The 13539-nt window shown below is 65.6% G+C and carries 5 protein-coding genes; 1 reads left to right on the top strand and 4 read right to left on the bottom strand.

The genetic code is table 11. The features are described from left to right. Positions 1-531 precede the first annotated feature (531 nt). Entirely contained in the window at positions 532-1029 is a 498-nt protein-coding gene (locus tag ABB27_RS12835) for a cupin domain-containing protein (RefSeq protein ID WP_244479230.1), read from the bottom strand. Next, positions 1026-1838, bottom strand: coding sequence for an MBL fold metallo-hydrolase (locus ABB27_RS12840; protein ID WP_057629181.1), 813 nt, complete (start codon positions 1836-1838; stop codon positions 1026-1028). The genes ABB27_RS12835 and ABB27_RS12840 overlap by 4 nt, the downstream gene beginning before the upstream one ends. Before the next feature lie 87 nt (positions 1839-1925). On the opposite strand from ABB27_RS12840, the gene pdxR reads away from it, so the two are divergent. Beyond that, positions 1926-3374 (top strand): MocR-like pyridoxine biosynthesis transcription factor PdxR, encoded by a 1449-nt coding sequence (pdxR, locus tag ABB27_RS12845; protein ID WP_057629182.1) that lies wholly within the window; start codon positions 1926-1928, stop codon positions 3372-3374. Between the two features lie 154 nt (positions 3375-3528). On the opposite strand, the gene ABB27_RS12850 is transcribed toward pdxR, so the two are convergent. Together ABB27_RS12850 and ABB27_RS12855 are read right to left on the bottom strand one after the other, a co-directional pair. Next, positions 3529-7215 (bottom strand): TonB-dependent receptor, encoded by a 3687-nt coding sequence (locus tag ABB27_RS12850; protein ID WP_057629183.1) that lies wholly within the window; start codon positions 7213-7215, stop codon positions 3529-3531. Continuing rightward, complete coding sequence (locus ABB27_RS12855; protein WP_244479231.1) at positions 7212-13388, bottom strand: CshA/CshB family fibrillar adhesin-related protein; 6177 nt, start codon at positions 13386-13388, stop codon at positions 7212-7214. Before ABB27_RS12855 ends, ABB27_RS12850 begins: the two co-directional genes overlap by 4 nt. Between the last annotated feature and the right edge of the window lie 151 nt (positions 13389-13539).

Below are 13539 nucleotides of genomic sequence, written 5' to 3' on the forward strand. Positions count from 1 at the left end.
CCCTGCAGCCCGAGGCCTGCACGCGGTCGCAGCAGACAAGCCTGCAACGGCGGCGAATTATCCTTACGCAAGCGGAATGGATACATGAGAAACAACCCAAATCAGGCGCCAGTTTTCGCAAAGAAACCAATCGGTTCCACTAGTGGAAGTTAACCGGCAGGAAGCCGGTTTCGCCCTCGGTCGTTTAGCTAGTGAAATAACTTTGCGCAACGGCCCGGCAACAGGGACCGGCTGCTGTGCGGCAAGGGAAGGCGTGCTTGACGCCGGCAACTACGCCGGTCATCGGTATCGCGTCAGCGGTGGTGAGCTATCGCGGGCCAAGCGATATCACGTCGCTGCCTGATTGTGGGCGCAGGTCTGCATACGCCCAAGATCTGCTCACCACAGCGCCTGAAGAGCTTGGATTCGCTGCGGGGCCCGGGACAGCATCAGTGCCGAAGCGGTCGTACCGCGACTGCGAAGCCGCAGCGATCTACAAAGGCATTTGCTATGCCATTTCGGTTGCATATGCGCGAACGACCGACCACAGGTTCATTGGCCCACGAAGCTATGCACAGGCTCAATTCCGTGCTGTTTGCAGTAGGCGATGTAGTGCTGCAATTGTGTGGCGGCCGTTGCACGCCCACGGACTTCACCGAGCGCGTTGATGAACTCCACTTCGCCATGGACGATCACCAAGGCAACCATGGGCACATCGCCCTCGATCTTCCACCAGTCGGTATTGCCCGGTGGTTCGTATACATAATCGCCGGGGCCGACCAGTTCGCCGGTGCACAGGCGGCGGCTGCCGGTCAGGTTCCATGCGTGGATCGGGCCGCTGTGGCGGTGCAGTGGCATCACCACGCCGGGCTCCATCCGCAACAGTTCGACAAAGCCGCTGTTGCCCGGCATGAAGCTCAAGGGTTTGGACGATTTGCCCGCTGTATCCGCAGGGATCCACGGCAGCGCGTCGGCGTGGATGTGATGGGCCGGTGCGAACGCAGCAAGCGCAGTGGGGGTGAGTAAGTGACTGTGCATGGAGGTGCTCATGGCCGGTCCTGTGGGTGCTCAAATTGCGAAAACGCGCGGAAGGAGGCATCCACCGCACGTCGCGCATTGCCGGTGATGTTGCGGCCCCGGCTATAGCCGTAAACCCGGTTGAAATCGTATGCGCGCAGTGCGTTGCGGATACCTTCCACATCAGCGGACGGCAGCGGGACAGCGTTCGGGTAGCTGTGCATGAACGACACCCTGCGCCGATCCATCGCAACCTGCAGGGTGTCGCCGCTGAACAGATGACCCGCGCCACCCGCATCCACATGCAGCACGCAGCTGCCCGGGAAGTGACCGCCGCAATGGATCAGCCGCGCGTCGTCGGCCAAGGCCTGCGTCGGCCCCTCCCAGAACCTCAGCTGGCGTGCCGGGCGTTGTACCCATTGCCGGTCCGCTGCATGCAGCCAGATCGGAATGCCACCTAGCGCATCGCTCCAGTCCACCATCGCCGCATAGAAGTGCGGGTGGGAGATAGCGATGGCGGTCGCCCCGCCGTGGGCGTGGATATCCGCGAGTGCGGCATCGGTGACCAGGCTCAGGCTCTCCCACAGCAGGTTGCCTGCCCGCGTTGGCACCAGCGCCATCCGTTGCGGGATGCCGAAGCCGGGCGTGATGTCGTAGCTGCGCACGCCATCGTCGTCGCCGATGCGGATGGCGTGTTCCGCAGCGAGGGCCTGCGGTGTTGTCCACTGCTGTCCACTCCAACCGACGTACTGGCGGTCGTCCTCGCAGATGGGACAGGCAGCGGGCGCCTGCGCTGAATCGGCATATTGCGTGCCGCAGGTCTTGCAGATGAAGCAAGGCATCGCGCATCTCCAGAGCCGGGGTCTATTGACCGGTAGCAGCCAGTGTGGCGAGATACTGGACCCTTGATGGAATCAGAAACTGGCAATATGAGGGAACCAGTTTTCCCCGTTCCTATTCACCTGCCTGGCGCATCCACGGGCATTGGCCAGGCACTGCAGTCGCAGCTGCGCGATGCCATCGTCAGTGGTCGCCTGCATGCCGGAATGCGCCTGCCCTCCACGCGCAAGGCGGCGCTTGGCCTGGGGATAGGCCGCAATACGATCATTTCGGTCTACGAACGGCTGATAGCCGAAGGCTATCTTGTCGGACGGGTGGGAGCCTGCCCTGAAGTGGCTGCGTTGCGCCGCGCTCCACCCGCGCAGGAGCCGGGCCTCGTCGACACCGCGTTGGCCGCCTCGCGACTGCCAACGCGCTGGCGTGGCCAGCTCGCGGATCACGGTGCCATCGCGGCAGCACAGGACAGCTTCCGGACCGGCATGCCCGATGCGCGCTATTTCCCGCATCCGCGCTGGCGCCAGCTGATGCAGCGAAGCATTCGCCAATGGGCACGCAGACCCTTCTGCTATCCGGCCAGCCAGGGCATGCCCGAGTTACGCCAGGCCATCGCCCGGCATGTGTCATTTGCACGCGCGATTTCATGCAGCCCCGATGACGTGATTGTGACCTCGGGCGCGACGCAGGCCTTCGCGCTGCTGGCGCAGGTGCTGGTCGAGGGGGGAGCAAGCAAGGTTGCCGTTGAGTGGCCGGGCTATCCCGCTACCGCGAACGCCTTTGCCGCCGCAGGCGCGGCGTTGCTGCACGTGCCGGTGGATGCGCAAGGCCTGTGCGTCGAGCAGATTCCAGCGGATGCCGGCATTGTCTGTGTGACGCCATCCCATCAATCGCCATGTGGCGTGGCGCTCTCACCGTCACGGCGCGGCGCACTTCTGGACCATGCACAGCGCAGCAACGCACTGATCATCGAGGACGACTATGACGGTGAATTCCGCTATGGCGCGCGTCCTCTGGATGCGTTGAAGACGCTGGATGTGCAGGGCCGCGTGTTCTACGTCGGCACGTTCTCCAAAAGCATGTTTCCGTCACTGCGCCTGGGTTACATCATCGCCCCGGGCTGGGCACGCGAGGCACTGGTGACGGCAAAACATGCGACCGATCCACACGGCAGTGATGTTGTGCAGACTGCCTTGGCAGCCTTCATCAACGAAGGTGATCTTGCCCGCCATGTCCGCCGCATGCAGCGGGAATATGCACGGCGCAGGTCGCTGATACTCGCGGCCTTGCAAGGACCGTTGTCTGCCTGGTTGTTTCCATTGCATTCGGAAGCCGGCCTGCACCTCGCCGCGCAGGTGCACGAAGGTGTCGACAGCCAGCAGGTGCTGGCTGCCGCCAGGCGTCATCTGCCCGGTATCGCCAGCATTGCAGAACTCGCGCAGGCGCCCGCTGCAGCGCCCGGGTTGGTGTTTGGCTTTGGCTGCATTGAGGTTGAAAAAGTTGCTGAGTACTTGTGGACATTCACAGCGGCGCTGACGCGCTAGATCCGCCCGAACCGCGCCGCCAATCGCGGCCAGTGACGCGCGATTGACTGCACGGCGAGAGCGGGCACGCCTGTGCCACTGCAGACGCGAGAGGTGAAAAACAAGGGTTTCGGCGCAACGGGTTCACCCCGACCCGTTGCCATCGCCCTCAGCATCAGTACCTCCCCACAAGGTTCAGGTACCAGCCGCGGTGCTCGTAATCGAACTTGGTGAGGTCATCACTGAAGTCGGTGAATTTGTAGCCAATGCCGACCCGGAAATTGCGGCCGATATCGCGGTCGATGCCGGTCAACCAACCCTGCCGGCGGCCGCCGTCGCGCACGTCCAGCAGGCGGTACTCCAGCAGCCCGTGCCACTGGTAGAACAGGTCATAGCGCAGCTGCGCGGCGGCGAAGTTGGTCGCCGAGTCGAACCACGGGCCGGTACCGCGCCCGTAACGCACCTCGCCTTCGCGACGCGCCAGCTTGGCGGCCACTTCCCAGCGCTGATCGATACGGTAGACGCCGTCCAATGACAGCACCTGGGTGCGCTGGTCGTAGTCCACGCCGTTGACCTGCCCCAGCGTCGACAAGTCGTACAGATAGCTGTAGCGACCGAACAGCGCCCAACGATCGTTGTGCCACGGCCGGTAAGCGAAACCGAGGTTGCCTTCGATGAAACGCGCACCGGCAACCGGATTGATTGCATCGTCGGTATCGGCGTAGTTGAAGCGCGCGGCGATGCGCCAGCTATCATTGAGGCGATGGCTGAGGCGATTGGTGCTCACCCACTGCGTGCGCCGCTCGGCGCCGGTATCGCGTCGCCACTCCAGCTTGCTCTGCCATTCGGTGCCCGGTGAGGTGCGGCCACCGGACAGGCTGATCGCCTTGCGATCGACCCGGCCGCTGCTCGCATCCAGCTTGCCATCGCTGAGGGTGAAGCCCGCGTTCCAGCCCAGCGCCGGATAGAAATCCATGCCGAAGGTATTTGCCAGGCCGGACTCCTGGCCGGATTTCAGGAACTGGCTTTCATTGAACACGTTGACCTGGTCGGACAGCCGCCAGCGCTGACCCAGGGTCCAGCCATCCTGCGCGTTGGGGCTGAACAGCGGGTCGTACTCGCTGCGGTCGGTGGACTGGGTGAACGCGCCGTAGAAGCTGTGCTGCGGCGTCAGTTTGTACTCGGCATTGATCTGTGCGGCGCTGCCACGATCGCCATCGCTGACTTCGCCGCCGAGCGTGGACAGATTGGCGAAGGTGTAGGTACCGCCGGCTACCACGGCATCGTTGTCGGCATAGCGGCCGTGGTCGTCGTCGACGGTCAACTGGCCACCGCCATAGACATCCAGCGCCGTGCCGATGCGATGGGTGTAGCGCGCCGCCGCCAGCACACCGGCAGCACTGCCGATGCCCCGGTCTTCCTGCACACGGCGCAGTTCAGCCGATAGCCGGTCGTTGTCGCCGATCCGCCATTCCGCCGTGGCCTGCGCCTGGGTCAGGGACTCTTTGCCACGGCGTGCCTCGCTGTAGCGCGCATACAGGCTGAAGTCGTCGGTGACGTAGCCCAGCAGTTCCGCACCCTGCTCGCGCACGCGCTGGCCGGTATCGAAGCGACCCACCGAATAGCCGCCCTGGACCTGCCGCCACCACGCACCGGCACTCCAGTCGCGCTGGGTCCAACCCAGCTCGCGCAGGTTGATCCGCGCTTCCACCGCCGTGGCATCGCCTTCGCGCGGACCATCCGGATTGAGCCGGCTGAAGCTGAGCCCGCCATTGTCGGAGAAGAACACCGGCGCACTGGTCGCTTCGCTGCGGCTGTGCTCGACCTTCAGGTAGGTGCCGCGCCCGGCCTGCAGGGTCAGGTCGGCACCGCGCAGCGAATAGTCCTGGCCAGCGCGCTGCTCATCCACGTAGGTGGCACCCACGGCCACATGGTCGCCAAACCAGTGTTTGCCGCGCGCGCCAGCAGTGATGTCGTCGCTGTCGAAGCCGGTCGGCACCCATTCGTAATCGACGATCAGGCGCTGCTCGTAGCCGTCCAGCGGCACGTCACGGCTGATCCGGCGCAGGTTCTCGCGGCTGACCTGGGCCAGCGGCCGGGTCAGCAGGATACGGCCCTGCAGTGCATCGATCTCGTAGTCGGCGCCGCGCACCAGCGGCACGCGTTGCTCGACGCGGCCGGTGGTACGGTCGCGGATCTCCAGCACCACCTGGTCGGAGCCGCGCAGGATGCTGGCATGGCGCAGGTAATACAGGCTGCCGCCGGTGCCGATGAACTCGCTGTGGCCCGGTGCAGTCTCCGCCTGCGAGCCGAACAGGCGCAGCTCGGTCCGGGCATCGCCCCAGGCGTTGGCCCCGCGCGAACGCCATGACAGCGCCGCACCGTACAGCGAACGCACGTACTGCGCGTACTCGGTACCACTCAGGCCGGTGTTGTAGTTGCCCCACAACGCCTGGTTCTTGTCCCAGTCCATGCGCAGGTAGAAACGCCCCATGCTGTCGACGTCGCGCTGGGTCAGTGAATCGTCGCCATAGGTCGGGTAATACAGGTCAGGGTCGAGGCTGCGGAACAGATCCCGCGGGTCGGCGGTGGTGAAGCCGCTGAACAACGCGTCCAACGGCTGGTTCTGGGTATCGGCCTGAGCGGTCAGCAGGTAGCGGCCACGGCTCTTGGCTTTCAGGTAGAACGCCAGGCGGCCATCGCTGAGCACCGCGTCATCGCGTTCGCCGCGGGCGATATCGCTACCGGCGCCGCTGGCCTTGTTCTGGTACACGGTGATGTCGGCCAGGCCGACGCCAAACAGATAGCGGCCACTGACATCCACCGCCAACCTGCGTTCGATCGGCGGCGCATCGGGACGCTCCACCCGCACATCGAACAGATGGTGGCCGATCGGCATCAGGTACTCGGCGGCAAACTTGCGGTCCTGGTCCAGCGGGTAGCTTTCACCGTTGATCTTCAGCGCCGCACCCAGTGGCAGGTCGCGACCACGCAGGCGCACCCGCGAGCCGTACACCGGGATGTTCTGTTGGCGCAGGCCATTGCTGTCGAACACCTGCTCCAGCAGCGACAGCGACGCTGCCTGGTTGGCATCCACGGCGCTGCCACGGCGGTCTTCCAGCGCGTCACGCAACTGCTGGTTGCCGCGCTCTACTTCCGCCGGCGTCACCAATTGCATCGACTGCGCCGAGGTCTCATCCACGTTGCCTTCGACATCGTAGGCGCGCAGCACATAGACCAGACGGTCGCCGCGGCGCAACGGCGTGGATGCCGGCAGCGTGCCGTCCCAACTGCCCCGCCCGACCGCCGCCACCGGCAGCGCGAAGGTTGCCAACGGGGCCACCCGATCACTGTCACTGCCGCGATAGATGCTCACTTCCAGGCGCTGGATGAACGCGGTGTAGTTGCCGCGCACGAAGAACTCGACAGGACGCACGATGCGGCCCTGATCGAAGGCCACCAGCCCGGGCGCGGAGATCGACAGCTCGGGCTGGCCCATCGCCGGGTCTTCGGTGGCCCAGATCGCGCCGCCCTCCGGCAAGCGGATCATGAACTCGCCGCTGACGGTGGCCTTGCCAGGCTCATCCAATGCAATGCTGACACGACGATCGGGGCGCAGCGCCTGCGATGAGGAGCGCGCCGAGGTGCCCTCGCTCACCGGTTCATCGAAGCTGCGCGAGCGCAGGGTGAACAGCAGTTCGCCTTCGGCACTGCACTGGCTGCCATCGCAGTCGATCGGCGTAGTGTCGGCCTGCGGCGGCGCAGCCTGCGCGGTGACCGCCAGGCTCAGCAGCAAGGCGTGGTACAGGGCTGCGCGCTGCAGGCGGGTCGAGCGACGGGCGGCAGAATGACGGGCGCTCATCGACGTGCCTCCTGTAGGCGGGCCGCCGCGCGGGTGGCGGCAGTCTCCTCGCTGCGCACGCGCAGCCGTTGCTGCACGGCAGGACTCAGCTGCACACGCAGGGCTTCAAACACCGCATTGGCTCGGCGCAGGCCCAACGCCTGGTTGTAGGCATGGCTGCCGCGCACATCGGTGTGCCCAACCAGGCTGACCTGGCCACCGCCCATCTGTTCCAGACGTGCGGCAATGGCGGCAAGCAATGGCTTGAATGCTTCGTCGATCACCGCCTTGTCGGTCTCGAACAGCACGTTGCCGAGCAGCGCGCCACCGGCATCGACACCGGCAACCAGCGAGTGCGGATCGAGCACGTTGGTCCGCAACTGCACGGTCAGCCGGGCGCGCGCAGCCTCGGCCACTTCAGCCTGCAAGGCATCACGCACGGCGACCGCACGGGCAAAGGCCAACGCCTGGCTTTCACCATTGGCAGCAATCACCACGTCACCGCCCTGGTAGCGATCCACCACCTTGGCCATTTCCGCCAGCACCGGGCGGTAGTTCGCGCGCAGCACGCTGCTGCCCGGGGCGAACAACACTTCGCCCAGGGTAAGTTCCGCGCGTTCGGCGGCGGCCTGCGGCGACGGCGGCAAGCGCACACCAAAACTGAAGCGGGTAGGCACGCCCTGGGTGACACGACGCAGCAAGGGGTTTTCGGTGGTCAGCTCGGAGCCAGCCGGCACCGTGGCCGGATCCAGCTTGACGATGAAATTTCGGCCCAGTCGCGCATCACCACCGTGCACGTCGGCCAGGTGGTAGCGGCCGAACGGATCGGTTTCGATCAGCAAACCTTCCACGGTCGCCAGCCGTACGCCTGGAATGCCCTGCTCCTGGATGCCCTGGTTGCCGATCACGTAGGCCACTTCGTAGCCCTCGGCAATACGTGCGATCTCGCGATGCACCGACGGCTCGGCGGCGCTCAAACCCTTGGCCGCCTCGCCCCCCAGCTGCATGCTGGAAGCACCCTGCGCATCCAGCTGCAGGCGATGCCCCTGCGCGCTTTCCAGCACGAAATCATCGGTGAAAGCCAACTCGCGCAGGCGCTGGCGGATCACCACCTGATGGTTCTCCACGTTGTCCGATGTGGAGCCCAGGCCGTGCACCACGCCCACCTGGACGCCATGCAGCAACGGCGCACTGGCATCCGCCAGCGGCTGCGGACCATCGCCACGATCCAGCGTGGTCGAACCGGGCACGTAGGCAGAAGGCGCGAAGCCACCCTGCACACGCACGCCGGTCAGCTCGGCGCTGTCCTGCCAGCCGTCGCCATCGTGGTCATCAAACACGGTGCCGAACACCAGGCTGTCGTCCAGCAGCGGATCGGCATCCATCCGTACTTCAGCGGTGGCCACGTTCGACAGTGGGCTGCCGTCATCGGCGGTGGCCACAGCCTGGTTGATGAAAGTACCGGCGCGCACGCCAGCGCCGACCCGCAACAGGTAGCTGATGGTGGCCGTACGCCCCACCGCGATATCCACCGCCCCGATGCGCAGCGGCGTCTGGCTGCTGGCCAGCGCGAACGCGCCATCATCGTCGGCCACCCGCATCGAACCGTCGACGTAGCTGAAACCCGCCGGCGGTGTATCGACCACCACACCGTCGCGCCAGTTGCTGCTGCCCACGTTCTCGACCGCCAGCTGGTAGCGCACCAGATCGCCCACCTTGACCAGGCGCGGACTGGCGGTCTTGGTGATGCGCAGTGCGAAATCGGAAATCACCTTGTGCTGCGTTTCACAGGTGCCGCATTCCGGTGGCGGCGAACCATCCGGATACCGCCCGCGCAGGCGGTTGAACACCTGCGTGCGCGCCTCCTGGTTGACGATGGCCTGATAGACGAACTCATGCTGGCCCACCGGGGTGCCGGTCGGCAGGGTGCATACGATGTCGGTCCCCTGCTGCACGCAATCTGTCGGCAGCGCATCCACGCTGAGGCCGGCGTCGGGCGTATCCACCAGCTGCAGCGGCCGCCGCAGCGAGGCGCGCTCTACCGTGGCCCGCAAGGTGTAGCGCAGGCGGTCACCTGGACGGACCTCGGTGCCACTGGCCGGGCCGGACAGCTTCTCCAGCACTACCCGCGGCTCGGCCAGGGTGTGCTCGGTGCTGCAGGTTCCGCTGCAGCTTGGGGTGTCGCCACCACTGCCCAGTACCGCGTTGCGCACGCTGCCAACGGCCTGCGCGTTGACCTGTGCGCGGTAGCTCAGTGCATAGGTACCTGGTGCGGTCCCCGCCGGCAGCGTGCATACCAGCGGGTTGCTGGCGTTGCAGCTGAAGGCGCCCGGCTGGGTCACCGACTGCAGGTCCAGGCCCGCACCCAGGGTATCGGTCAGGGTAAGCACATCGGTGGTCTGTGAGTTGGCGACCACCACCTCGACGCTGTAGTCCACCGCTTCGCCCATGTTGACCGGCGAGGCGGTGCTGGAGCTCTTGCGGTAAGTGACCGTCGCCGCCAGCACCGGCGTCGTGGTGGTGCAGTTGGTCGTGCAGACTCTGGTACCGGGGCCGCTGCCAAGCACGGCGTTGCTGACGCTGTCCCTGGCCTGCGCATTGACCGTGGCGATGTAATTGACCGTGTAGGTTCCAGGCGCGGTGGCGGCCGGCAGCGTACACACCAGGGGATTGGCGGCATTGCAGCTGAAGCCGGTGGTGGCGGTGACAGAAGCGAAATCCAGGCCCGGCCCCATCGTATCGGTCAGGGTGAACACCGCAGTGGTGCGCGAGCGACTGACCACGGCGGTCAGGCTGTAGGCGATGCTGTCGCCGACCTTGACCGCAGCGGTGGCCGCCGCGTCCTTGCGATAGTCGATCTGGCTGCCAGCAACCGGCGTGGTGGTGTCGCAGTTGATGGTGCAACTCGGGTTGTCGCCGCCCGTACCCAGCACCGCGTTGGTCACCTGGCCCGTCGCCTGCGCGTTGACCACAGCGGTGTACGACAGACTGTAGCTGCCCGGCGTGGTGCCCGCCGGCAAGGTGCATACCAGCGGGGTGCCGGCAGCGCAGGTAAAGGCACCTGTGCTCGTCACCGCACCGAAATCCAGGCCGTTGCCCAGCGTGTCGGTCAGGGTCACCACGTCGTTGGTACGCGAGTTGCTCACCACCGTGGTCAAGGTATAGGTCAGGCTGTCGCCAACCGACACCGGCCCGCTGCTGTTCACCGACTTGGCATAGCTCACGCCCGGCGTTGCCACCGGCGTGGTGGTATCGCAGTTGATGGTGCACGAAGGTGTATCGGGGCCGGTACCGAGCACAGCGTTGCGCACGCTGCCACTGGCCTGCGCATTGACCATGGCGGTGTAGCTCAGGCTGTAGGTGCCCGGCGCCGTGCCTGCGGGCAAGGTGCATACCAGCGGGTTGGCGGCATTGCAGGTGAAGATGCCCGCGCTGGTGACGCTGCTGAAGTCCAGGCCGCTGCCAAGCGTATCGGTCAGGGTGACCACACCGGTGCTGCGCGAACGCGCGATGGTCACGCTTAGCGTATAGCCGAGGCTGTCGCCGACACGCACTGGTCCGCCGCTGGAGGCCTGCTTTGCATAGCTCACCAGTGGGCTGGCCAGCGGTGTGGTGGTATCGCAGCTACCCGCGCAGGACGGATTGTCCGGGCCGCTGGGCACCACGGTGTTGCGCACCTGGCCGCTGGCCTGTGCGTTGACGATACCGGTGTAGGAGAACAGATAGGTATTGGGCGCGCTGCCGGCCGGCAAGGTGCACACCAGCGGATTGCCCGGCACACAGCTGAAGCCGCCGGCGTTGCTCACACTGCCGAAATCCAGGCCGCTGCCAAGGGTATCGGTCAGCGTGGTCACAGCAGTGGTGCGGGCATCGGCCACGACCACGCTCACCGTGTAGGCCACGCTGTCGCCCACCGCGACCGGACCGGCCGTAGCACTGGCCTTGGACACCGAGATGCGTGGCAGCGCCACCGGCGTGGTGGTGCTGCAGTTGGCACTGCAGGTGGGATTGTCAGGGCCGGTGCCAACAACCGTATTGACCAGCTGGCCGCTTGCCTGCGCATTGACGCTGGCGGAGTAAGTGACGCTGTAGGTGCCGGGCGCGGTGCCGGCCGGCAGTGTGCACAGCAGCGGATTGGCCGCATTGCAGGTGAACACGCCGGCACTGGTCACGTTGGCGAAGTCCAGGCCGGTGCCGAGAGTGTCGGTCAGGGTCAGCACGCCGCGGCTGTTGCCATCGGCCACGATCGCATCCAGCGTGTAGCTCACCGTGGCGCCCACCGCGACCGGGCCGGCGGTGTTGGCACGCTTTGCATAACTCACCCGTGTCGCCGGTACGGTCACGTCACTGCGGGTGCAGTGGTTGGCGTCGTTGCAGCCTTCGCCCGGGGCGGGCGTATTGCCGCCGTTGAATGGATCGTAGCCACCACCAACGCTGGCGTGGTTGCGCAGCAGGCCGGTCGCGGCGGCCGTTACCGTCACTGGCAGGCTGAAGCTGGAACTGTCGCCGGCAGTCCCGCTCGCCGTCAGCACCTGGCTGCTGGTGCAGGTCACGTTTTGACCGCCGGCCGTACAGCTCCAGCTTCCGCTGCTGTGTGTCCCCGTCCAGTTCGCCACGATGCCGGTGGGCAACTGGTCGCGCACGGTGATCACACCGGCAGGTATGTTCGGCGGATTGCCGGTCGGCACGTCGCTGGTGTTGCTCACCGTCAAGGTGTACTGGGTGCCGGTCTGACCGTAATTCCAGATGCCAGCGGCAGCATTGTTGCTCTTCACCACCTTCAGCGCGGGTGCGGTGATGGTGATCAGATGGTCTTCCACTTCACCGTCGTCGGCCACACCGGCCGGCTGCTGGATCTGCGCTGCATCGGTTGCGTAGCGCAGACGCACGTAACTGGTGCCCGCGCTTACCTGCGCGGGCACGGTCCAGCTCAGGGTGGCCACGCCACCACTGCAGGCGGCGACGCTGCTGCGCTCGCCCGGATCGAATGCGCCGCTGCGGTTGAAGTCGATCCAGCCGGCCACGCTGCCGCTGCCCACGCACACAACCGGCTGAATGATCTGGGTACCGGCCTGCATCACGGTCAGCCGGTAACCGGCCAGCCACGCGTTTTCTTCGTTGGGGTTGCCCGCGGGGAAATTGTCATCGCCCTTGGCATCGGCACTATAGCTGCTCTTCTGCTCGGTATCCGGGCCCATGCTGCCGAGGAAATCGGTCTGCGGCGGCGCCAACCCGCCCGGCGTGTAGATCGCAGTGTTGATGTTGGTGGCGGTGTTGTTGACCGCCACCCCATCAGGACGGAACTGCAGGTCGTCCACCACGTGCATGGCGTCGCCATAGCTCAGCGGCGCATCGCCGAAGTCGGCGTACGGCACCAGCAGGCCAATGGCGATGGCGGTAGTGCCGCCGCCACGCATCGAGAAAGCCATGTTTACCGCAAGGTTGCCCGGCGCGTGCGCGGCATTGTCGAAATTGAGGAAAGTGACCGCTGCGGTGTTGTTGTCGTTGCCCGGCCCGAAGCGGATCACGCTGTTGCTGCCGCTGCTGGACTTGGTCACGTCGTAGGGACCGGCGCCGACATTCTTGCGCATCTCCACCACGTTCCAGGTGCCGCGTGCACTGGCTTCAACGAACTCGCCGCTGTTGTTGATCGACTCGGCATCGGCCATCACCACGCCGCGCAGGCGGTAGGGGGCACCGCCCAGCGTGGAGACGCAATTGATTTCAAAAGTGGAGTTGCCAAGGTTGCGGGAGATGCCCGCAATCAGCTGATTGCTGCCACCGGTGCCACCAACGTTGTACAGGTCATCCAGGCTGTCGCCACTGAAATCGCCTGGACGGTAGCTTTGCAGCAGACCACCGCCAGCAATGTTGGCCAGGGTGCAGCTGACGTTGAGGCTGATCCCGGATGCGACCGGCATGGATATCGACGAGGAATCGCCGTTGTTCAGCGTCACCCCGTGCGTGCCCAGTTGCGAGCCGCCACCCCAGGTCAGCCACAGCACCGTGTTGCGGTATGGGCTGCTGCCGCCGGTGGCGTAGGCCGCGGCCCAAGCCACCGATGGCAGCGCAGCCGACAGCAGAAACGACAGGCAGGCTACCAGCCATCGGCTGATGCGTGTGCCGCGTGCGTTCTTTTTCAGCTGCACGCATTCACCGCCCGCGCTGACGCGCGACGTCGTCTTCTGCCACATGTTGTTAGCCCCTGTCATCGCTCCCGGAGGGAGCGGATACATCGTTGAAATTCGAAAAGGCGTTGCAACCCAACATGGGGATACGAAACCGCTGCTAACGGGCCGTGCCCGAAGTCCCCATCATGAAATTCCGCGTCCTTCTGCCTCCCCC

This window comes from Stenotrophomonas terrae, assembly GCF_001431465.1.
GTDB lineage: Bacteria > Pseudomonadota > Gammaproteobacteria > Xanthomonadales > Xanthomonadaceae > Stenotrophomonas > Stenotrophomonas terrae.

Bases quoted from the DNA above. Each gene is read 5' to 3' on its own strand.
- ABB27_RS12835 (WP_244479230.1), bottom strand. From the start codon at position 1,029: ATGAGCACCTCCATGCACAGTCACTTACTCACCCCCACTGCGCTTGCT.
- ABB27_RS12840 (WP_057629181.1), bottom strand. From the start codon at position 1,838: ATGCCTTGCTTCATCTGCAAGACCTGCGGCACGCAATATGCCGATTCA.
- pdxR (WP_057629182.1), top strand. From the start codon at position 1,926: ATGAGGGAACCAGTTTTCCCCGTTCCTATTCACCTGCCTGGCGCATCC.
- ABB27_RS12850 (WP_057629183.1), bottom strand. From the start codon at position 7,215: ATGAGCGCCCGTCATTCTGCCGCCCGTCGCTCGACCCGCCTGCAGCGC.
- ABB27_RS12855 (WP_244479231.1), bottom strand. From the start codon at position 13,388: ATGTGGCAGAAGACGACGTCGCGCGTCAGCGCGGGCGGTGAATGCGTG.